This is a genomic window from Microbulbifer sp. JSM ZJ756 (assembly GCF_044383805.1).
GTDB lineage: Bacteria > Pseudomonadota > Gammaproteobacteria > Pseudomonadales > Cellvibrionaceae > Microbulbifer > Microbulbifer zhoushanensis.
Window position 1 is genome coordinate 159,443 of the sequence record NZ_JBISER010000002.1, and the last position, 21,719, is coordinate 181,161.

22 protein-coding genes are annotated in these 21,719 nt (G+C 62.5%); 20 read left to right on the forward strand and 2 right to left on the reverse strand.

All coding sequences use genetic code 11. The features are described from left to right. The first annotated feature begins 70 nt into the window (after positions 1-70). The 4 genes from fabZ to rnhB all read left to right on the forward strand — a co-directional run bounded on the left by fabZ (position 71) and on the right by rnhB (position 3,264). Entirely contained in the window at positions 71-508 is a 438-nt protein-coding gene (fabZ, locus tag ACH6CX_RS04675; RefSeq protein ID WP_232941571.1) for a 3-hydroxyacyl-ACP dehydratase FabZ, read from the forward strand. A 100-nt stretch (positions 509-608) separates the two neighbouring features. Then, positions 609-1,388, forward strand: a complete 780-nt coding sequence (gene lpxA / locus ACH6CX_RS04680) for an acyl-ACP--UDP-N-acetylglucosamine O-acyltransferase (RefSeq protein WP_232941572.1) — start codon at positions 609-611, stop codon at positions 1,386-1,388. A 51-nt stretch (positions 1,389-1,439) separates the two neighbouring features. Then, positions 1,440-2,630 carry a lipid-A-disaccharide synthase gene (lpxB, locus tag ACH6CX_RS04685; protein WP_396674988.1) on the forward strand — a complete coding sequence of 397 codons (1,191 nt, stop codon included), beginning with the start codon at positions 1,440-1,442 and terminating at the stop codon, positions 2,628-2,630. A 37-nt stretch (positions 2,631-2,667) separates the two neighbouring features. Continuing rightward, entirely contained in the window at positions 2,668-3,264 is a 597-nt protein-coding gene (rnhB, locus tag ACH6CX_RS04690; protein ID WP_396675185.1) for a ribonuclease HII, read from the forward strand. A 32-nt stretch (positions 3,265-3,296) separates the two neighbouring features. Here the strand turns inward: rnhB and ACH6CX_RS04695 are convergent, their stop codons facing one another. Both ACH6CX_RS04695 and ACH6CX_RS04700 read right to left on the reverse strand, forming a co-directional pair. Further along, the gene (locus ACH6CX_RS04695) at positions 3,297-4,571 is read right to left on the reverse strand and encodes an HlyC/CorC family transporter (protein WP_232941574.1); all 1,275 of its coding nucleotides are present in this window, start codon (positions 4,569-4,571) and stop codon (positions 3,297-3,299) included. An 89-nt stretch (positions 4,572-4,660) separates the two neighbouring features. Further along, positions 4,661-5,461 carry an inner membrane protein YpjD gene (locus ACH6CX_RS04700; RefSeq protein WP_232941575.1) on the reverse strand — a complete coding sequence of 267 codons (801 nt, stop codon included), beginning with the start codon at positions 5,459-5,461 and terminating at the stop codon, positions 4,661-4,663. 222 nt (positions 5,462-5,683) lie between these two features. Between ACH6CX_RS04700 and ffh the strand changes: the two genes are divergently transcribed. The 16 genes from ffh to lysS all read left to right on the forward strand — a co-directional run bounded on the left by ffh (position 5,684) and on the right by lysS (position 21,688). Beyond that, complete coding sequence (gene ffh / locus ACH6CX_RS04705; RefSeq protein WP_232941576.1) at positions 5,684-7,099, forward strand: signal recognition particle protein; 1,416 nt, start codon at positions 5,684-5,686, stop codon at positions 7,097-7,099. A gap of 178 nt (positions 7,100-7,277) precedes the next feature. Next, positions 7,278-7,517 carry a 30S ribosomal protein S16 gene (gene rpsP / locus ACH6CX_RS04710; protein ID WP_232941577.1) on the forward strand — a complete coding sequence of 80 codons (240 nt, stop codon included), beginning with the start codon at positions 7,278-7,280 and terminating at the stop codon, positions 7,515-7,517. A gap of 29 nt (positions 7,518-7,546) precedes the next feature. Continuing rightward, on the forward strand, positions 7,547-8,086 hold the full coding sequence (gene rimM, locus ACH6CX_RS04715; protein WP_232941578.1) for a ribosome maturation factor RimM: 540 nt from the start codon (positions 7,547-7,549) through the stop codon (positions 8,084-8,086). 4 nt (positions 8,087-8,090) lie between these two features. Continuing rightward, the gene (gene trmD, locus ACH6CX_RS04720) at positions 8,091-8,870 is read left to right on the forward strand and encodes a tRNA (guanosine(37)-N1)-methyltransferase TrmD (RefSeq protein WP_396674992.1); all 780 of its coding nucleotides are present in this window, start codon (positions 8,091-8,093) and stop codon (positions 8,868-8,870) included. 115 nt (positions 8,871-8,985) lie between these two features. Continuing rightward, entirely contained in the window at positions 8,986-9,336 is a 351-nt protein-coding gene (gene rplS, locus ACH6CX_RS04725; protein ID WP_232941580.1) for a 50S ribosomal protein L19, read from the forward strand. Between the two features lie 112 nt (positions 9,337-9,448). After that, on the forward strand, positions 9,449-10,342 hold the full coding sequence (gene xerD / locus ACH6CX_RS04730) for a site-specific tyrosine recombinase XerD (protein WP_232941581.1): 894 nt from the start codon (positions 9,449-9,451) through the stop codon (positions 10,340-10,342). Between the two features lie 187 nt (positions 10,343-10,529). Beyond that, complete coding sequence (locus ACH6CX_RS04735; RefSeq protein ID WP_232941582.1) at positions 10,530-11,276, forward strand: DsbC family protein; 747 nt, start codon at positions 10,530-10,532, stop codon at positions 11,274-11,276. Between the two features lie 355 nt (positions 11,277-11,631). Further along, positions 11,632-12,957 (forward strand): homoserine dehydrogenase, encoded by a 1,326-nt coding sequence (locus ACH6CX_RS04740; protein ID WP_396675186.1) that lies wholly within the window; start codon positions 11,632-11,634, stop codon positions 12,955-12,957. A gap of 182 nt (positions 12,958-13,139) precedes the next feature. Further along, complete coding sequence (gene thrC, locus ACH6CX_RS04745) at positions 13,140-14,528, forward strand: threonine synthase (protein ID WP_232941583.1); 1,389 nt, start codon at positions 13,140-13,142, stop codon at positions 14,526-14,528. Between the two features lie 26 nt (positions 14,529-14,554). After that, entirely contained in the window at positions 14,555-16,282 is a 1,728-nt protein-coding gene (recJ, locus tag ACH6CX_RS04750; RefSeq protein ID WP_396674995.1) for a single-stranded-DNA-specific exonuclease RecJ, read from the forward strand. Between the two features lie 64 nt (positions 16,283-16,346). Continuing rightward, on the forward strand, positions 16,347-17,258 hold the full coding sequence (locus ACH6CX_RS04755) for a DMT family transporter (protein WP_232941585.1): 912 nt from the start codon (positions 16,347-16,349) through the stop codon (positions 17,256-17,258). A gap of 2 nt (positions 17,259-17,260) precedes the next feature. Further along, positions 17,261-17,896 carry a LysE family translocator gene (locus ACH6CX_RS04760; RefSeq protein WP_334078494.1) on the forward strand — a complete coding sequence of 212 codons (636 nt, stop codon included), beginning with the start codon at positions 17,261-17,263 and terminating at the stop codon, positions 17,894-17,896. 75 nt (positions 17,897-17,971) lie between these two features. Continuing rightward, positions 17,972-18,430 carry a hypothetical protein gene (locus tag ACH6CX_RS04765; RefSeq protein ID WP_237063821.1) on the forward strand — a complete coding sequence of 153 codons (459 nt, stop codon included), beginning with the start codon at positions 17,972-17,974 and terminating at the stop codon, positions 18,428-18,430. 59 nt (positions 18,431-18,489) lie between these two features. Continuing rightward, on the forward strand, positions 18,490-18,885 hold the full coding sequence (locus tag ACH6CX_RS04770) for a MerR family DNA-binding protein (RefSeq protein ID WP_232941588.1): 396 nt from the start codon (positions 18,490-18,492) through the stop codon (positions 18,883-18,885). A 79-nt stretch (positions 18,886-18,964) separates the two neighbouring features. After that, a protein-coding gene (gene prfB, locus ACH6CX_RS04775) for a peptide chain release factor 2 (RefSeq protein WP_232941589.1) occupies positions 18,965-20,060 on the forward strand; the annotation gives its coding sequence in 2 pieces (ribosomal slippage) (positions 18,965-19,036 and positions 19,038-20,060; 1,095 coding nt in all). Positions 20,061-20,200: 140 nt separating this feature from the next. Then, positions 20,201-21,688 (forward strand): lysine--tRNA ligase, encoded by a 1,488-nt coding sequence (gene lysS, locus ACH6CX_RS04780; protein ID WP_232941590.1) that lies wholly within the window; start codon positions 20,201-20,203, stop codon positions 21,686-21,688. The last annotated feature ends 31 nt before the right edge of the window (positions 21,689-21,719 follow it).

Here is a 21,719-nt window from a genome sequence, read left to right on the forward strand (position 1 = left end):
TCGGGCAATAGAATTGTTTTGTTGTTCGGGGCGTAATCACGCCCCGAAGTAGTTTTTGGGGACATTTACCATGATGGACGTGCGCGAGATTCGTCAATACCTGCCTCACCGTTATCCCTTCCTGTTGGTTGACCGCGTGGTGGAGCTGGAAGAGGGAAAATACATCAAGGGCTATAAGAACATCTCCGTCAATGAAGAGGTGTTCAACGGTCATTTTCCGGAAGCGCCCATCTTCCCGGGTGTTATGATCGTCGAGGCAATGGCGCAGGTATCCGGTATCCTGGGGTTCAAGACCCTGGGGCAAAAGCCCGAGGACGGCTTTCTCTACCTGTTTGCCGGTATCGATAATGTGCGTTTCAAGCGACAGGTGGTTCCCGGTGACCAGCTGCAGCTGGAATCCGAGGTGGTGTCGGAACGCCGCGGCATCTGGAAATTTGCCTGTAAATCCAGTGTGGATGGTGAGCTGGCCGCCTCCGCCAATGTATTGTGTGCGGTAAAACAAATCTGACCGATTTATACTTGGTGGTCGAAACCCCAGTTTGGTTTCTTGCAATGCCACCCCGGACAGCAGGGGTGGCGGTCGAGTTTTTCCGGGAGTAAGGCGCAGCATGCAGACGAATATCCACCCCACTGCAATTGTCGATGATTCCGCGGTCATCGGTGCCGGGGTGTCGATCGGCCCGTACACCGTGGTGGGCCCAGGTGTTGAGATCGGCGATGGCTGCGACATCGCTTCGCATGTGGTCCTGAGTGGCCCCACCAGGATGGGAAAGAACAACCGTATCTACCAGTTTTCCTCCGTAGGCCAGGATACCCCGGACAAGAAGTACCAGGGCGAGGATACGACGCTGGTGATCGGTGATGATAATGTGATCCGCGAGGGTGTCACCATCCATCGTGGCACAGTCCAGGATCGTGGCGAGACCACGATCGGCAACGACAACCTGATCATGGCCTATGCCCATGTGGGTCATGATAGTGTCATTGGTAATCACACCATCCTCGTCAACAATGTGGCGCTGGCAGGGCACGTTGAAATCCGTGACTGGGCCATTCTCAGCGGCTTCAGCCTTGTGCACCAGCATTGCACGATCGGTGAGCATGCCTTTACCGGGATGGGGGCGGCAATCGGCAAGGATGTGCCCGCCTATGTAATGGTGGCTGGCAATCCCGCCGAGGCCAAGACCATCAATGCCGAGGGGCTGCGGCGAAGGGGCTTCTCGCGTGACGAGATCGCCCTGATCAACAAGGCCTACAAAATCGTTTACCGCCGCGGCCTCACCCTTCAGGAAGCCCTGGAGGCGCTGGCTGAATTGCGGGAACAGTCCGCTGTGGTACAACCCTGGATCGATTCCCTGCAGAATTCCTCTCGAGGTATTACCCGCTGATGCGGGTTGCGGACTGTAGCGCGCCAATATTCTCCCTAGAAAGTTAAGCCCGTGACCAAGCCAGAACATCCATTGCGCGTCGGTATACTCGCCGGGGAGGCATCCGGGGATATCCTCGGTGCTGGCCTGGTGGCAGAGCTGCAGTCGCGATTCCCCGATATCCAGGTGGAGGGTATCGCCGGCCCACGTATGCAGGCCCAGGGGGTCAGGTCGCTGTTTCCCATGGAGCGGCTGTCGGTCATGGGGCTGGTTGAACCCCTCAAGCGGCTGCCTGAGCTGTTGCGGATTCGTCGCAGCCTCCGCGACCACTTCCTGGACAACCCGCCCGATGTATTTATCGGCATAGATTCTCCCGATTTTAATCTCTCCCTGGAGCAGTCGCTGCACGAGGGCGGTATCCCCACCGTGCACTACGTCAGCCCTTCGGTCTGGGCCTGGCGGCGCGGGCGTATCAAGAAGATCGCCAGGGCCGTGGACCATATGCTGACCCTGTTGCCGTTCGAGGCGGATTTCTATCGCGAGCACCAGGTGCCGGTAACCTTTGTGGGGCACCCGCTGGCTGACGAAATCCCGCTCCAGCCGGATACTGAGGCCGCGCGCGTCGAACTTGGCTATGGCCCGGAGGACCGGGTAATCGCGTTGCTGCCAGGCAGTCGTGGTGGCGAAGTGAAATTACTGGGGCCGCTGTTCCTGCAGGTGGCGCACTGGTGTCGCCAGCGCCGGCCGGAACTGAAATTTGTGCTTCCGGCTGCCAATGAGGCGCGGCATGGCGAACTCTCCGCGATGCTGGAGAAATACCCTGATCTCGACGTGCAGCTGCTGCAGGGCCAGTCCCACACGGCACTGGCCGCGGCGGATAATGTCCTGATTGCCTCGGGCACCGCCACCCTGGAGACCATGCTGCTGAAAAAGCCGATGGTGGTGGCGTACAAGATGGCCGGGCTTTCGTATGCAATTTTTTCCCGCATGCTAAAAACTCCCTGGGTTGCCCTGCCCAACCTGCTGGCACAGCGGGAGCTGGTTCCGGAAATACTGCAGGACCAGGCTACCCCGGAGAACCTTGGGGCGGCGCTGTTACAGTATTTTGATGATCCACTTCTGTACGACCAGCTGCAGCGGGAGTTCTCCGAATTGCACCAGATGTTGCGCCGCAATGCGTCATCCCGCGCGGCTGACGCCGTCTGTGACCTATTGGCGCAGGCAAAGAATAATCGGGATAACAAACAGAAATTGGAAGGTTGATCGAGTGGCAGCGGTAAAATCAAAAGCCGGGGCTGAACTGGCACCATATCACTGTGCTTATCAGGGGGAGTTGCTGGCGGGCGTTGATGAAGTCGGTCGCGGTCCCCTGGCCGGTGATGTTGTGGCCGCAGCTGTGATTCTGGATCCGGCGGCGCCTATTCCCGGGGTTGCAGATTCCAAGAAGCTGACCGAAAAACGCCGCGAGCAGTTGTTCGATGAGATCCGCGAGCGTGCCCTCAGTTTTGCTGTCGCCAGGGCGTCAGTGGCCGAGATCGATGAACTCAATATCCTGCATGCCAGCCTTCTGGCGATGAAACGGGCGGTAGAGCAGCTGTCGTTGCAGCCGGAGTATGTGCTGGTGGACGGCAATCGCAAACCGGACTGGGATTACCCTTGCGATACCGTGGTCAAGGGGGATGCCAGGGTGCAGGCGATTGCCGCGGCATCGATTCTGGCCAAGGTTACCCGAGATCGGGAGATGGTCGAGTTGGATCAGCGGTACCCGGGTTACGGACTGGCGGGACACAAGGGCTACCCCACCCGCGCTCACCTGATGGCTCTTGAAGAGCATGGGCCGACGCCGATTCATCGCCAGAGTTTCGCGCCGGTCAAACAGCTTTTGATTGAGTTTTAAACCTTCCTTCAGGGGCCAGCCTGGCCTGGCGGCTAGCCGCGGGCAACCTTCCTGACCCGGGCGCGGGTAATCATTTTCTCGGATACCTCCTCGATCTCCACCAGGTAATCGAGGATATAGAAGCTGATATTGCCGTCGGGGATATTCTCCAGGTGCTCCATCGCCAGACCGTTGAATGTCTTCGGTCCGTCGGTGGGTAGCTCCCAGTGCAGGGTGCGGTTGATATCGCGGATCGAGGTGCCTCCCTCGATGGAGTACCAGCCGTCCCCCTGGGCGATGATTTCCTCATCCTCGCTGGGTACCGGGCTGGCAGTGAAGTCCCCCACGATCTCCTCCAGCAGGTCCTCCAGGGTGACGATGCCCATCACCTCGCCGTACTCGTCCACCACCAGGCCCATGCGGCGCTTTCTCTTCTGGAAATTCATCAGCAGGGTAGGAAGTGGTGTTGCCTCGGGAACAAAGTAGGGCTCGTCGGTAAACGACTTCAATTGCTCGGAATTGAAGGCTGCCGGACCTTCCCGCAGTATCTGCGCGGCCCGGCGCAGGTGCAGGATGCCCACCACCCGGTTGATATCGCCGGTGTATACCGGCAGGCGGGTAAAGCTGCTCTCCGCCAGCTGTTGCAGGATCTCGTCACCGGAGTCCTCCAGGTCGATGCCCACCACCTCGTTGCGGGGGATCATGATGTCCTCCACGGTGGCCTGGTCCAGGTCCAGTACATTGAGCAGCATACCCTTGTGCTTGGTGGGCAGCAGGGCGCCGGATTCGAATACCACTGTGCGCAGCTCTTCCGGGGCCAGGTGCTCGGCTTCTGCCTGTTCCCCGGCCTCTACGCCGACCAGTCGCGCCAGGCCGTTCGAGACGCTGCCCACCAGCCAAACCGCCGGCGCCAGTAGCCACAGCAGCGGGCGCAGGACCAGTGAGGCGGGGAAGGCGACCTTCTCGGGATGCAGGGCGGCGATGGTCTTGGGTGTGACCTCGGCAAAGATCAGGATCACGATGGTGAGCACGGCGGTGGCATAGAAGACGCCGGCATCGCCGTATAGCTTGGTAAAGACTACCCCCGCGAGCACAGAGGCGAGGATGTTCACCAGGTTGTTGCCGATCAGGATAACGCCAATCAGCTTGTCGGGCCGGGTCAGGAGCTCCATCGCCCGCTTGGCCCCGCGGTGGCCGCTCTTGGCCTGGTGGCGCAGGCGGTAGCGGTTCAGCGCCATCATGCTGGTTTCGGAGCTGGAGAAAAACGCGGAAATGACAATCAGCACAGCCAGCAGGCTAAACAGCAGGCCGGGGGGTATCTCGTTCAAGGGAGAGCTCTTGTTATTTGCGAACCGGGATATTGAAACAGAATTTCCCGCGCCGCAAGCACAGCCCGCGGCGTGGGGCACAATTTACCTCAGCTGCGCTGGAGAATGACCTCCAGCACCAGCTTGCTGCCGAAGTAAGCCAGCAGCAGGATGGCGAATGCCGTCAGGGTCCAGCGCACGGCGGTGTTGCCGCGCCAGCCCAGCCGCCAGTGCCCCCACAGCAGGATGCTGTAGAGCACCCAGGCCACCAGCGACAGCGTGGTCTTGTGCATCAGCCCGTGCTCGAACAGGTTATCCAGGAACACGAAGCCGGTGACCAGCGAGGCTGTCAACAGCAGCTGGCCAAAGGCTACCAGTCCGAACAGCAGGGATTCCATGGTCTGCAGCGGTGGCAGGAACCGGCTGACACCGCCGGGACGGTGATTGTGCAGCTGCTGGTTGAGAAAGTGCAGGTAAATCGCCTGCAGGGTGGCCAGGGCAAGCAGGGAGTAGGCGGAAACGGACAGTAGTGCGTGCAGGGCGATTCCGGGAGACAGCTGCTGGCGCGGTGCTACATTGCCCCAGGAGTGCACGGCACTGAGTTCTGCCAGCGCGCCCAGCGGGGCCATGATCAGGATCAGCAGGGTCAGTGGGTGGCGGCAGGCCAGTACCAGGATCAGCAGGTTCACGATCCAGGCGACCAGGGACAACATGGCCAACAGGTCAAAGCGGTAGCCACCGGCGGTGACCAGGTTAAAGGACAGTGACAGGGCGTGCGCTATAAGGGCGCCGGCGAGCAGCACCAGCAGCAGCGGGTTGCGGCTGCGGTGTTGCCGGAAAACCGTCTGTGCGGCCACGACAGTCGTGGCCAGGTAAAGCAGGATTGCCGTCCAGTGGGCGATTGCCGCCATCGATAAATCCGTCTGTCATTATGATAGGGCGGCAGTGTGGCACAGCGCGCCGGTACTGGAAAGCCTGTGTCCCGCTGGCGGTATTTCTGCTGTGGGGGCTCCTGGGCTATACTGCCGCGCCCCAGACATTGTGGAGCTGCCTTCGTTAGGAGGGAGTTCTGGTATATCGCACAGGCCGGTCCGGGTTGACCGGCCGGTCCAGAAAGAGATCGAGACGTACATATGTTCGACAACCTGAGTGATCGCCTCTCGACGGCCCTGAAAAAGGTCACCGGTAAAGCGCGCCTGACGGATGACAATATCCGCGACACACTGCGCGAGGTGCGAAAGGCCCTGCTGGAGGCGGACGTGGCGCTGCCGGTGGTCAAGGCTTTCGTGCAGCAGGTGCGGACCGCTGCCGTGGGCCAGAAGGTCAGCAAGTCGCTGAATCCGGGCCAGCAGTTCGTCAAGATCGTGCAGGACGAGCTGGTCCAGGTCATGGGCGAGGCGGCAACCCCGCTGAACCTGGCCGTGCAGCCCCCGGCCGTTATCCTGATGGCCGGCCTGCAGGGTGCGGGTAAGACCACCAGCGTGGCCAAGCTGGCCAAGTACCTTCAGGAGCGCGAGAAGAAGAAGGTGATGGTGGTCAGTGCGGACGTCTACCGTCCTGCGGCCATCAACCAGCTGGAAACCCTCGCCGGCGAGGTGGGTGCACTGTTTCACCCGTCCGCCCCGGAGGACAAGCCGCTGGATATCGCGCGCAGTGCGATGGACGCGGCGCGGCGCCAGTTTGCCGATGTGCTGATCGTGGATACCGCCGGCCGCCTGCATATTGATGAAGAGCTGATGGGGGAAATCCGTGAGCTGCACGGGGCGCTGGACCCGGCGGAAACCCTGTTCGTGATTGATGCTATGATCGGCCAGGATGCCGTCAATACCGCCAGCGCTTTCAATGACGCACTGCCGCTGACGGGCGTGATCCTGACCAAGGCCGACGGTGATGCCCGTGGCGGTGCGGCACTGTCCGTGCGCCATGTGACCGGCAAGCCGATCAAGTTCATCGGTGTGGGGGAGAAGACCGATGCACTGGAAACCTTCCACCCGGACCGTATTGCCTCCCGTATCCTGGGGATGGGCGATATTCTCTCGCTGATCGAGCAGGCCGAGCAGACCATCGACCGGGGCAAGGCGGAGAAACTGGTCAAGAAAGTGCAGAAGGGCAAGGGCTTCGACCTGGAAGACCTGCGCGACCAGTTGCAGCAGATGCAGAATATGGGTGGTCTGGGCTCCCTGATGGAGAAGATGCCGGGAATGGGCAATATGGCCCAGATGGCCCAGCAGGCTGACATGGGCAAGGAGTTCAAGCGTATGGATGCCATCATCAGCTCCATGACCCCTGCCGAGCGTCGCAACCCCGATATCCTCAACGGCTCGCGCAAGCGCCGTATCACCGCCGGTTCCGGCACCCAGGTCCAGGACCTCAACCGCCTGCTCAAGCAGCACAAGCAGATGGGCAAGATGATGAAAAAGCTCAAGGGCGGCGGTATGGGCAAGCTGATGCGTGGCATGGGTGGCATGCCGGGCATGGGCGGTGGTGGCGGCATGGGTGGTATGGGCGGCATGCCCGGCGGCCTGCCTCCGGGCTTCCGCAAGAAGTAGGGTCCGGGCGGTAATCGCGGGACCGCGGAAAAACCTTATCCGACAGCGTGTTAAGCGCTATACAAATATCGGGCGGTACATTAGAATACGCCGCCTTTCAGCCGGGTGAGCTGCCGGCTAGTTGTTGTTGGTGGTCGTGAATCGCGACCGCCCAGTATTGAACTTACAGGAAAGCTACATGGTAACCATTCGTTTGGCTCGTGCCGGTGCTAAGAAGCGCCCGTTTTATCACCTGACTGTGACCGACAGCCGCAAATCCCGCGACGGTCGTTTTATCGAGCGCGTCGGCTTTTTCAACCCGGTCGCCCGTGGTCAGGAAGAGCGCCTGCGCGTTGAGCGCGACCGCGTCGACTACTGGGTTAGCCAGGGCGCCCAGGTTTCCGATCGCGTCAGCAAGCTGCTGAAAGAATCCGCCTGAACCAGGTCGGTAACGCAGAGAGAGCGCCCGTGACGGAGAACAGATCCCATTCCGGTGAACTGGTCACGGTCGGGCGCATTACCTCCGTCTATGGTGTGCGCGGTTGGGTGAAGGTGCATTCCTTTACCGAGCCGATGGACAATATTCTGCAATTCCACGACTGGTGGCTGCAGGATGGCGACGGTTGGGAGCCGCTGCAGATAGATGGCGGTCGCCGCCACGGTAAGGGCCTGGTTGTCCATATCAAGGGTGTGGATGATCGCGACCTCGCCGCCCGTTTCTGCCAGCGCGATATCGCGGTGAGCAGTGCGCAGATGCCATCACTGGCCGAGGGTGAGTACTACTGGCACCAGCTCGAAGGGCTCGCGGTGATCAGCCAGTTTGGCGATGCCGAGCACGATCTGGGTAAGGTGGAGCGCCTGATGGAGACCGGGGCCAACGATGTCCTGGTCGTGCGGGGCGGAAAGGACGGGCGTGAACGCCTGATCCCGTTCCTGCCGGGTGAGTACATTACCGATATCGACCTGGACGCCGGTGTGATTACCGTCGACTGGGATCCGGAATTCTAGCGCCATGAGTGCCCGGCGTATCGCGCTGGTGAGCATCTTCCCGGAGATGTTTGCCGCCCTGACTGAATACGGCATCAGCGGCCGGGCAGTGAGGGATGGCCTGCTGGAGGTGCGCTGCTGGAATCCCCGGGATTTCACCAGCGACCGGCACCGTACCGTGGACGACCGGCCCTATGGCGGTGGCCCGGGCATGGTGATGCTGGCAGAGCCGCTCTACCAGGCGCTGGCTGCCGCGCGAGCGTGGGCAGAAGAGGGCGGCGCAAGTGCCCGCTCCATCTACCTGTCGCCGCAGGGCCGGCCGCTGGACCAGGGCGGTGTCGAGGAGCTCGCCGACGCGGGCAACCTGGTGTTGCTGGCGGGGCGCTATGAGGGTATCGACGAGCGTATCGTCGAGACCCTGATCGACGAAGAGTGGTCGATCGGTGACTATGTTTTAAGTGGTGGCGAGCTGGCCGCCATGGTGATGGTGGATGCTGTCACGCGGCTGATTCCCGGGGCCCTCGGGCACGATCAGTCGGCGGCGGAGGACTCCTTCGCCCAGGGGCTGCTGGACTGTCCGCACTATACCCGTCCCGAGGAATACCGGGGACGGTCGGTGCCGGAGGTGCTGTTGTCCGGCAACCACGAGAAAATTCGGCGCTGGCGCCTCAAGCAGGCCCTGGCGCGCACCAGCCAGAGGCGGCCCGACCTGCTCGAGCGCATCGAGCTGACAGGGGAGCAAGCTGCCCTTCTGGAGCAGATCCGGTGCGAGCAGAATGCCGGCACTGGCACTGAAGAGCATTGAACACGGGTTCGCGACACTGTCGCGGATCGCATTGACAGGTCGAATTCGCCGGGAGGCGAGAGTAATTCGGCAGCCTAGCTGAGAAGCTACATATCTGTATTTGGGAGAAGTCCAAATGACCAATAAAATCATCCAGCAGCTGGAACAGGAACAGCTGAAGAGCGAAGTTCCTCCTTTTGCCCCGGGCGACACCGTCGTTGTCCAGGTAAAAGTAAAGGAAGGTAACCGCGAGCGTCTGCAGGCGTTCGAAGGTGTGGTGATCGGCAAGCGCAATCGCGGCCTGAACTCCTCCTTCACCGTGCGCAAGGTATCCCACGGTGTTGGCGTTGAGCGTACCTTCCAGACCCACAGCCCGCTGGTCGACAGCGTCCAGGTCAAGCGTCGCGGTGACGTGCGCCAGGCCAAGCTGTACTACCTGCGCAACCTGACTGGTAAGGCCGCGCGCATCAAGGAAAAGCTCAACTAAGGGCATTTTCTCGATAAGCGGTTACGCGAAAAACCGGGGCAAAAGCCCCGGTTTTTTTATGCCCGGTATTCGGGTGCGCCTGCGGCGATGGCCGCTGTGGTTTAATACGCCCATGGAAACCTCCCCCGAACAACAGCGGTTGATCGAGTCCTGGCTGGATATGCTCTGGGCCGAGCGCGGTGCCAGTGAGCATACGCGGGCGGCTTACGGCCGCGACCTGAGGGCGTTTGCGGCCGCCTGTCGCACCGGGTTGCTCTCCTGCGGTGGCGCCGAGGTGCTGGCCTACCTCGGGCAGCGCCATCGCGCCGGGCACTCGGCCCGCTCCAGCGCGCGGGCCCTGGCGGCCCTGCGCAGCTTTTACCAGTACTGCCTGCGCCAGGGGCTGGTGCAGGAGGATCCGGTAGCGCTGGTGGAAAACCCGAAATTGCCCAAACCCCTGCCCAAGTCCCTGTCCGAAGCGGACGTGGAGGCCCTGCTGGAAGCGCCAGACCTGGACAGCGATATCGGCCAGCGCGACCGCACCATGCTGGAGCTGTTGTACGCCTGTGGCCTGCGGGTGACCGAACTGGTGGAGCTGCGGGTTAGCCAGGTGAACCTGCGGCAGGGTGTGGTGCGTGTATTCGGCAAGGGGGGCAAGGAGAGGCTGGTCCCGCTGGGAGAGGCCGCGCAGGGCTGGATGCAGCGCTACCTGGCGCAGGTGCGCCCCAACCTCCTGCCCCCGGGAGAGAGTGATACCTGTTTCCCGGGGCGCAAGGGGCGCCCCATGACCCGCCAGACCTTCTGGTACCGGGTAAAGCACTGGGCCGCTGCAGCAGGCATCGAGAAGCCGCTGTCGCCCCACACCCTGCGCCACGCATTCGCCACCCATTTGCTCAATCACGGTGCCGACCTGCGCGTGGTGCAGCTGCTGCTGGGCCACAGCGACCTGTCCACCACCCAGATATACACCCATGTGGCACAGGCGCGGCTCAAGTCCCTGCACCGGGAGCATCATCCCCGCGGGTGATCGGGCCCGGCAGCCCGGTGATTCGGCGTGGAATTTCCGGATTCTGTCGCCGCACGGTGGTATAGATGCGGCGAATATTGTAAAACGCGCCATGGACAACGATTGACGCGGAACCATGCCATACTGGCTGGAACCCGGGAGGGTCCGGTGAGTCGAAGCGAATAAAGAGACTGAGGAAATTGTGAGAATGACGCTGATAAGAAAGCCGCTGATCCTGGTCGGCGCACTGTTGGGCCTGCTGGTGCAGGGTGCCCAGGCCGAGGTGGACGCGAACGTGGCCAAGGCCATCAAGGCGAAGCTGCAGTCAGCCAATCCCAAGGCCAGTTACGGCGAGGTGACCGAAAGCCCCATCGCCGGTCTCTATGAAATCGAGGTCGACGGCAACACCACCCTGTATGTGTCCAAAGATGGCAGTCACTTTGTTTATGGTGATCTTTTCCAGGTCAAGACCGGTGAGCTGGTAAACCTGTCCGAGCAGCGTCGCGGCAAGCAGCGTGCCCAGGTATTGGAGGCATTGGATACCGACGACATGATCGTCTTCTCCCCAAAGGGCGAGACCAAGACCCACGTTTATGTGTTTACCGATGTGGACTGTGGTTACTGCCGCAAGCTGCACCAGGACGTACCGGAACTGAACAAGCGCGGTATCGAGGTGCGCTACCTGGCATTCCCCCGTGGCGGACTGAACTCCCTCGGCTACCGCAAGATTGCGACTGCATGGTGCGCCGACGACCGCAACAAGACCCTGACCGCCCTCAAGAACCGTGAGAACGTCTCCCTCAAGGTCTGCAACGACAACCCGGTCGCCGAGCAGTACAAGCTGGGCAACGAGGTGATCGACGTGCGCGGTACACCGACCATCGTGATGCCGGACGGTACCGTAGTGCCCGGCTATGTGCCGCCGGCCACCATGGCCAAGGCCCTGGGTATCTGATCCGACCGGTCCCTGTCCCGAGAGAAGGGCGCCCCCGGTCGCAGCCGGCGGGCGCCTTTTTTATATCTGCCCGGGGCGGTCAGGCTTGCAGTGGGAGGCCTGTGGGAGCACCCGCTGAAGCGTCTGCGAGACGAGGCGGGGGAGCCTGCCCGTCGCGCAATTTTATTGACAATTTAGCCATTTTCTCGGTAATGTTGTCGTCCTTTTATCGATTTGAGAAACACTTATTGCGCTGTTGCCTGGCCCGGCACCGGCAGCCCGCCAGTCAGTGCGCGGCTCCGGGCGTCACCGCGGGCCGATTGCGCGGAGGGAAGTTGTGAGCGCAACCGTTGAAGAAACCACGTCTGTCACCCCCCTGAAACCTGCCGGCGAGCCTCGCCGCGCGGTGCGTATTGGCATCTGTGGCCTGGGCACTGTGGGCAGCGGCACCGTCAATGTCATGGCGCGTAACCGTGAGGCCATTGCCGCGCGCTGTGGGCGCCCGGTGGAAATCGTGCAGATCGGCGCGCGGCGGGATAATCCCGCCTGTGACATCAGTGGTATCAATATCTCCCGGGAGATATTCGATGTCGCCAGCAACCCGGATGTCGATGTGCTGGTGGAACTGATCGGCGGCACTACCGTGGCCCGCGAGCTGGTGCTGGCGGCGGTTGCCAATGGCAAGCATGTGGTCACGGCCAACAAGGCTCTGATCGCCGAGCACGGCAATGAGCTGTTTGCCGCGGCGGCGGAGCAGGGTGTCACCATCGCCTACGAGGCGGCGGTGGCCGGGGGTATCCCGATCATCAAGTCGCTGCGTGAGGGCCTGGTGGGCAACCGCATCGAGTGGCTGGCGGGAATTATCAATGGCACCGGCAACTACATCCTGACCGAGATGCGGGAGAAGGGCCGCAGCTTCGACGAGGCCCTGTGCCAGGCGCAGGAGCTGGGTTATGCCGAGGCAGACCCAACGTTTGACGTGGAGGGCATCGATGCCGCCCACAAGCTGGTGATCATGGCATCGCTGGCATTCGGCATGCCGCTGGCGTTCGACAAGGTATACACCGAGGGTATCAGCGGGGTTTCCAGTGAGGATATCCGTTACGCCGATGAGCTGGGTTACCGGATCAAGCACCTGGGTATCGCGCGCGGAACCGACAAGGGGGTGGAGCTGCGAGTGCATCCCACCCTGATCCCCCAGCGGCGCCTGATTGCCAATGTGAACGGGGTGATGAACGCCGTGCTCGTGAGCGGCGACGCCGTGGGTCCGACACTTTACTACGGTGCCGGTGCCGGCGATGAGGCCACCGCCTCGGCGGTGATCGCCGATATCGTGGATGTGGCGCGGACACTGGAATCCCGGCCCGAGGAAAGGGTGCCGCTGGCAGGCGTGACCCGCGACAGCCAGGGGAATACCGACGTACTGCCCATGGACGAGGTGGTGACCAGTTACTACCTGCGCATTTCCGCCCACGACAAGCCCGGCGTGATGTCGCAGGTGGCCAGTATCTGCAGTGACCAGGGCATCAGCATCGAGGCCCTGATCCAGCACGAGCCGGCCGAGGGCGAGGCGCTGGTGCCGGTGGTGATCCTCACCAGTCGCGCCCGCGAGGCGCGCCTGCGGGAGGCGGTGGCACAGATTGAAGCCCTGGACACGGTCGAGGGCGCAGTGGTGCGCATCCGCGTGGAACCCCTGGGCTGAAAAAGGCCATCCCGCGACCCCGGTACCTAACCCGGTACCTGTGGGAGCGGCCCATGGCCGCGATCCGTACTGGCCGTGGCGCTGGCAACCCTGTGGCAAACAGCCTTTTCGGCAATTGTTTGCCACAGGGTCGCCAGCGCCACTCCTTCAATGAATCCTCAAGATTGAATACCGAATAAACCGTGAAATTTATCAGTACCCGTGGCCGCGCGCCCTCCCTGTCCTTTGCCGATACAGTCCTCACCGGCCTCGCCAGCGATGGCGGCCTGTATGTGCCGGAAACCCTGCCAAAATTCTCCCGGGACGAAATCCGTGCGATGGCGGGCCTCGAGTACCCCGAGCTCGCATTCCGGATTATCCAGCCCTTCGCTAATGGTGACCTCGCTGATGATGAGCTGCGGGGCATCATCGACCGCGCCTACAGCACTTTCCGCCACGAGGCGGTGGCGCCACTGGTGCAGACCGCCAGCAGCGAGTGGGTACTGGAACTGTTCCAGGGGCCCACGCTGGCGTTCAAGGATTTTGCCTTGCAGTTCCTCGGCCAGCTGTTTGACCACCTGTTGAAAAAACGGGGCGAGCAGGTGGTGGTCATGGGGGCGACTTCCGGTGATACCGGCTCGGCCGCCATCGAGGGTTGCCGCCACTGCGACAATATCGATATTTTTATCCTGCACCCGCACAACCGGGTGTCCGAAGTGCAGCGCCGGCAGATGACCACCGTGCTGTCCGACAACGTGTTCAACATCGCCCTGGAAGGGAACTTCGACGACTGCCAGAACATGGTCAAGGCGAGTTTTGCCGACCAGTCATTCCTGCCCGACGGCCGTCGCCTGGTGGCGGTTAACTCCATTAACTGGGCGCGGATCATGGCCCAGATCGTTTACTACTTCTACGCGGCCCTGAACCTGGGTGCGCCGGATCGCACGGTCAATTTCTCGGTACCCACGGGCAATTTTGGTGATATTTTCGCTGGTTACCTGGCCCGCAAGATGGGGCTGCCCATCGATCAGCTGGTGATTGCCACCAATGCCAACGATATCCTGCACCGTTGCATCAGCGATAACGACCATTCACCCCGGGAGCTGGTACACAGCCTGTCGCCCAGCATGGACATCATGGTGTCCAGCAACTTCGAACGGCTGTTGTTCGACCTCTACCAGCGCGACGGCGAGTCGGTGGCCAACCTGCTGGCCGACCGCGGCGCGCCCATGTCCCTGGACGAGGGTGCGCTGGCGCGGGCGCGGGAAGTGTTTTCCTCCTGCCGGGTCGACGATGCCCGCACCGTCGAGGTGATCCGTGAGGTGTACCAGGCCAGTGGCTACCTGCTCGACCCCCACACCGCCATCGGCCTCGAGGCGGCCCGCAGGACCCGGCGCTCGCATACGCAGCCGATGGTTTGCCTGGCCACCGCGCATCCGGCAAAATTCCCCGATGCCGTTGCCCGGGCGCTGCCGACGCAACAGATTCCGCTGCCGGCCCATATGCAGGACCTGTTCGAGCGCGAGGAGCGCTACAAGGTACTGCCCAACGACCTGGAGCAGGTCCACAGGTTTATGGCAACGGCGTTATGAATACACCGACAACCAGCTGAGACAGAATGAGCAAAACAATTCAGCGACGGCCAGTGGATCTCTCCACTGGCCGTTTTGCATCTGACGTACCCGAAATCCTGCAGCGCGTGCTGCTGGGGCGCGGTGTGACCAGCGAGGATGCCCTGGAGCACCGCCTGGCACGCCTGCACTCGCCGGACGCCATGCGCGGTGTGCAGGCGGCGGTGGAGCTGCTGGTGGAGGCAGTGAGCGCACAGCAGAAGATCCTGATCGTGGGCGACTTCGACGCCGACGGAGCCACCTCGAGCAGCCTTGCCGTGCTGGCCCTGGGGGCAATGGGGGCGCCCTCGGTGGAGTTCCTGGTGCCGAACCGCTTCGATTTCGGCTACGGCCTGACGCCGGAAATCGTCGAGGTGGCGAAGGACTACCAGCCCGACCTGCTGATTACCGTGGACAACGGCATCAGCAGTATCGATGGTGTCGCCGCGGCCCGCGCGGCGGGTATGCGGGTGATCGTAACCGATCACCACCTGCCGGGCAGTGAGCTGCCCGAGGCGGATGCGATCGTCAACCCGAACCAGCCCGGATGCGATTTCCCCAGCAAGGGCCTGGCCGGGGTGGGGGTGATTTTTTACCTGCTGAGCCGGCTGCGCACCGCCCTGGTACACAGTGGCTGGTTTGCCGAGAGCGGCATTCCAGCACCCAATATGGCGGACTACCTGGACCTGGTGGCCCTGGGCACCGTGGCGGACCTGGTGCCGCTGGACCACAACAACCGTATCCTGGTGCACCAGGGGATCGCGCGTATCCGCGCCGGCCACTGCCGGCCCGGTATCGCGGCGCTGCTACAGGTGGCCGGGCGCGACCAGCGGCGCCTGTCCACCACCGATATTGGCTTTATCCTCGGCCCGCGTATCAACGCGGCGGGGCGCCTGGATGACATCGGCACCGGTATCCGCTGCCTGCTGACGCAGGACCCGGAAGAGGCGCGCGAGCTGGCTTCGGAACTCGATGCCCTGAACCGTGACCGCAAGGCGATCGAGCAGGGGATGCAGCGGGAGGCCCTGGCGGCGCTGGACAAGTTGCACCTGGAAGGCGAGATTCCCTGGAGCCTGTGCCTCTATGACCCGGGCTGGCACCAGGGCGTGGTGGGTATCCTGGCCAGTCGCATCAAGGAAAAATTCCATCGCCCGGTGATTGCCTTCGCCGAGGGTGACAACGGGCTGGTCAAGGGGTCGGCACGCTCGATCCCGGGGCTGCATATCCGCGATGCCCTGAGTGACGTGGCGGCGGCCCACCCGGACCTGATCAGCAAATTCGGCGGCCACGCCATGGCGGCCGGGCTCAGCCTGCCGGCGGAAAAGCTGGATGCCTTTCGCGATGCATTCGAGGCGGCAGTGCGCTCGCGCCTGGACGAATCGCGCCTGCATGCGGTGATCGAGTCCGACGGCGAATTGCAGCTCGGCGACTTCACCCTGCAGACTGCCGCCATGCTGCGCAACTGTGCCCCCTGGGGCCAGGCATTCCCCGAGCCATTGTTCGACGGCGAATTCCTGCTATTGCAACAGCGGATCGTGGGCGAGCGCCACCTGAAAATGACAGTGGCGCCGCAATCCGACCCGCAGCGGGCCGTTGATGCCATCGCCTTCAATGTGGATACGGACCAGTGGCCGCAACCGGTGGATAAAATCAGGCTGGCCTTCAAGCTGGATATCAACGAGTATCGCGGCCGCGAGTCCCTGCAATTGCTGGTGGACCACCTGGAGCCGGCCTGAATCCGGCAAGTCTTTTATCGAGTTACCGGGCCGCGTCGACCGCGCCCCCTGTGGATGTACCTGAATGAATCGCAAGCAAGCCCGGGCTGAAGTCCTGCTCCTGCTGGCCGCCCTGTTCTGGGGACTCGCCTTTGTGCCACAGAAAATCGCCATGGCACATATCGAGCCCCTGGCGTTCAATGCCTGGCGTTTCTTCCTGGGCGGCCTGCTGTTGATCCCGATTGTTTACTGGCTGTCGTCGCGACGCGACCTGCAGCCGGGTGAGGAGGGCGGTCATCGAGTCCATCATACCTGGCGCCGCTGCCTGCCCGGCGGGGCTGTGCTGGGTTTCTGGCTCTTCCTGGGGGCGGCCCTGCAGCAGGCCAGCCTGCTGTACACCACTGCCGGCCGCGCCGGGTTCATCACCGGCTTCTACCTGTTGCTGGTGCCTGTCATTGGCCTGTCCCTGGGGCATCGCACCAATCGCTGGACCTGGGCCGGGATCGGGCTGGCGTTGCTGGGGCTCTACTGGCTGGCTGATTTCAGTGAACAGGCCCAGCTGATTGGCGACCTGATGGTGTTTGCCAGCGCGTTTGTGTTTGCGGTGCAGGTGCTCTCCGCCGATCATTTCGTGCGTCGCTACGATGCCCTGCGCCTGGCCTGTATCCAGTTCCTGGTCTGCGGTGTCCTTTCCGGGGTTGCCGCGCTGGTGGTGGAGCAGCCCAGCCTGCAGTCGGCCGTGGACGCCGCCTGGCCGATCGCCTACATGATGGTCTTCTCCACTGCGATCGCTTTCACCTTCCAGTTGCTGGCCCAGCGCCATGCGGCGCCCTCCCACGCCACCGTCATCATGAGCCTGGAGGCGGTATTCGCGCTGGTGGCCGGCTGGCTGTTCCTGAATGAGGTGCTTTCAGTGCGGGAACTGCTTGGCTGTGGCCTGATGCTGGCTGGTATGCTGGTCAGTCACTATGGCAACCATACGGGAACACATCACTGACTATGGGGTTGATCGACCTGTCGCTGCTGGCACTGTTTGTGCCGACATTCTTTATCGTCTCCATCACGCCGGGCATGTGCATGACCCTGGCGCTGACGCTGGGTATGACCGTGGGCGTGCGTCGCGCCGGCTGGATGATGCTGGGGGAGCTGGCCGGGGTGGCGCTGGTATCCGTGTCCGCGGTGCTGGGCATCGCCGCCCTGATGCTGAAATACCCGACCGCATTTACCGTATTCAAGTACCTGGGTGGGGCCTACCTGGCCTGGGTCGGGGTGCAGATGTGGCGCTCCCGTGGCCGGATGGTGATGGTGGCGCCCGCAGACAGCGAGGACAAGCCGATACCCGCGCGCCGCGCGCTGGTGACCCAGGGCTTTGTCACCGCCGTGGCCAATCCCAAGGGGTGGGCCTTCACGATCGCCCTGTTGCCCCCGTTTATCAACGACAGCCTGCCCCTGGCGCCGCAGCTGGCGGTGCTGGTTGCTATCATTCTGCTGTTGGAAACCCTGTGCATGCTCATCTATGCCGGCGGAGGACAGACGCTTGGGCGCCTGCTGCAACGCGGTGAAAATGTCACGGTGATCAATCGCATTGCCGGCAGCCTGATGCTGGGCGTGGGGGGCTGGCTGGCGTTCGGCTGAACCGGCGATCCGGCGGTCCGGCGCATCGGTATTCCGCCCACTTGCGGGCAGTAACTTTAAGGAGGAAGAGAGCCCATGAAAAACCTGATACTGGTTGTGAGCCTGCTGCTGTTGGCGTCTGGCTGTGCACCGCGGGAAGAGGAAAAGCCCACCCCGGACGATACCACCGCCGAAAACGGCGGCAATGGCCAGCAGGAAACCGGCGAGGCGGAAGCCGTGCCGGCGGAAGAACTGGTGTGGGTGTTCCGGGCCCGCGGCAACCGCCAGTGCGAGAACGGCGGGACAACCCTGGAACAGAGCAGCAGCAGCCTCACGGCCGCCGGTGTGGACATCCAGGAATCCCGCTGCGGCACCCGCACCGACCGGATGTATGCCAGCGTCTGCGGCGGCCAGACCGGGGATATCCTGCTGCACCTGGTGGAAAAAACCTCCCTGGACACGGTCCTCCAGCAGGGATACGACCCCGCCGACAATATCCAGTACCAGCAGGCCAGCTGCCCCGGCAATGGCACCAGCAACGGTAACGGCAACTGAAGCCGGCCCGGTGTACAATGGCGCCTCCTGGAACTTTGCGGTGATTGACGGGAGGCCAGATGAACATCTCTGCTGCAGCGCAGGTGAGTGGGCTGACCACCAAGGCCCTGCGCTACTACGAATCCAGCGGCCTGGTGGTCCCCGGGCGCTGCGCCAATGGTTACCGTGACTACAGCGACGCCGACCTGGAGGCGCTGCATTTTATCCGTCGCGCCCGCAATGCCGGTTTCTCGGTGGACGAGGTGAGCGACCTGCTGGCACTGCATCGCAATCCCCGGCGCCGCAGCCGCGAGGCCCGGGCCATGGTCGAGGGCAAGCTGGGGCAGCTGGAACGGCAGATAGAGCAGCTGCGTGACATGCGCGCGACCCTGCGGGAGCTGGCGCGGGACTGCCCGGGAGACGATTCCCCCGAGTGTTCAATCCTGGCCGGGCTGGCGGCTCCCGGAGCCCGCTGACAGGGGGCGCACTGGCAAGGGCAGGGCGCGCTGCGGTAGAATGCGCGCCGCTTTCAACTGGCTCGGAATTCTGGAATCCATGGAAATCAATCCCCTGCTGAACAAACTCAATGACCTCGAAGAGCGCACTGGCGTTCTTAGGGGGTATCTTTGACTATGCCAACAAGAAAGAACGCCTGACCGAGGTCGAACTGGAGCTGGCCGAGCCCAGCGTCTGGGACGATCCCAGCCGCGCCCAGGAGCTGGGCCGCGAGCGCTCCTCGCTGGAAACCGTGGTCACCACCATCGAAAACCTCGAGACTGGCATTGCCGACTGCCGCGAGTTGCTGGAGATGGCCGCGGAAGAGGGCGACGAGGATTCCGTGGCCGAGGTGGCGGAAGAAATCGAGAGCCTGCAGGAACAACTGGGTGTGCTCGAATTCCGCCGCATGTTCTCCGGCGAGACCGATGCCAACAATGCCTACCTGGATATCCAGGCCGGCTCCGGGGGCACCGAGGCCCAGGACTGGGCCGAGATGTTATTGCGTATGTACCTGCGCTGGGGCGAGGCCCACGGGTTCAAGACCACCCTGGAAGAGGCTTCCGCCGGCGAAGTGGCCGGCATCAAGAGTGCCACCATCCATTTCCAGGGCGACCATGCCTTCGGCTGGCTGCGCACCGAGACCGGTGTACACCGTCTGGTGCGCAAGTCCCCATTTGACTCCGGCAACCGCCGCCACACGTCTTTCAGCTCGGTATTTGTGTCGCCGGAGATCGACGACAATATCGAGATCGAGGTAGACAAGTCCCAGGTGCGCGAGGACACCTACCGTGCCTCCGGCGCCGGCGGCCAGCACGTCAACAAGACTGATTCAGCGGTTCGCCTGACCCATATCGAGTCCGGCATCGTGGTGGCCTGCCAGAGCGAGCGCTCCCAGCACCAGAACCGCGACAAGGCCTGGAAGATGCTGCGGGCCCGCCTGTACGAGCAGGAGATGCTCAAGCGCAATGCCGAGAAGCAGGCAATGGAAGAGAGCAAGTCCGATATCGGCTGGGGCAGCCAGATCCGCTCCTATGTGCTCGACGACCAGCGCATCAAGGACCTGCGCACCGGTGTGCAGACCAGTAACTGCCAGTCGGTGCTCGACGGCGACCTCGACCAGTTTATCGAGGCGAGCCTCAAGGCCGGCCTGTAAACTTTCCGGATCCCTTGATGTAGGAGCGGCCCATGGCCGCGATTGAACTGGCGGGAACACGCTGAGCCCCGATCGCGGCCATGGGCCGCTCCTACAGTACAGGAAACAAACCCTTAAATAGCCACGATTGACGAATCGCCATGACAGATACCCAGCAAGACGAGAACAAACTGATTGCCGAGCGCCGCGCCAAGCTGTCCGCGTTGCGTGAAAAGGGCAATCCCTTCCCCAATGCCTTCCGCCGCGAAAACCTGGCCGCTGACCTGCAGGCCGAGTTTGGCGATAAATCCAAGGAAGAGCTGGCGGAGCTGGGCAAGACCGCATGCGTGGCCGGGCGGATCCTGGCCAAGCGCGGCCCGTTTATGGTGATCCAGGATGTATCCGGCCGTATCCAGCTGTACGCCGACAAAACGGCGCAGAAGGATATCAAGGAGCGTTACGGTGCCTGGGATATCGGCGATATCGTGGGGGTGCGCGGCACCCTGCAGAAGTCCGGCAAGGGCGACCTCTACGTTACCTGCGAGGACTACCAGCTGCTGACCAAGGCACTGCGGCCGCTGCCGGAGAAATTCCATGGCATTGCCGACCAGGAACTGCGCTATCGCCAGCGTTACGTGGACCTGATCGCCACGCCGGAATCCCGCGACGTATTCCGCATCCGCTCGCAGGTGATCGACTATATCCGCCGCTTCCTGAACGACAACCACTTTATGGAAGTGGAAACGCCGATGCTGCAGGTGATCCCGGGCGGCGCCACCGCGCGGCCGTTTATCACCCACCACAATGCGCTGGATATCGACATGTACCTGCGGGTGGCGCCGGAGCTGTACCTGAAGCGGCTGGTGGTGGGCGGCTTCGAGCGCGTCTACGAGATCAACCGCAACTTCCGCAACGAGGGCCTGTCCACGCGGCACAACCCCGAGTTCACCATGCTGGAGTTCTACCAGGCGTACGCCGATTACAACGACCTGATGGACCTCACCGAGGGCATGCTGCGTGGTATCTGCGAGGACGTGCTCGGTTCCCCCACGGTTGAGTACCAGGGCAACAGCTACGATTTCTCCAAACCGTTCGCGCGCCTGTCGGTGTTCGATTCCATCCTGCGCTATAACCCGGGCCTCAATCCGTCGGATATCGACAACCTGGCTGGGGCACGCAAGGTAGCGGAAAACCTGGGCATCCCGCTGAAGGACACCTGGGGCCTGGGCAAGGTGCAGATCGAGATCTTCGAGAAGACCGTCGAACATCGCCTGGACCAGCCGACCTTTATCACGGAATACCCGACCGAGGTATCGCCGCTGGCGCGCCGCAACGACGAGAACCCGTTCGTTACCGAACGTTTCGAATTCTTTGTCGGCGGCCGCGAGATTGCCAATGGTTTCTCCGAGCTCAATGATGCCGAGGACCAGGCCGAGCGCTTCAAGGCGCAGGTGGCAGAGAAGGATGCCGGCGATGACGAGGCCATGCATTACGACGCGGACTATATTCGTGCGCTGGAATACGGCCTGCCCCCCACCGCCGGTGAGGGTATCGGTATCGACCGCCTGGTGATGCTGCTGACCGATTCCCCGTCGATTCGCGACGTGCTGCTGTTCCCGCATATGCGCCCGGAAACCAGCGCGGAGTAACGTAAGGTCGCGAGCGGCAATTGCCGGTCAA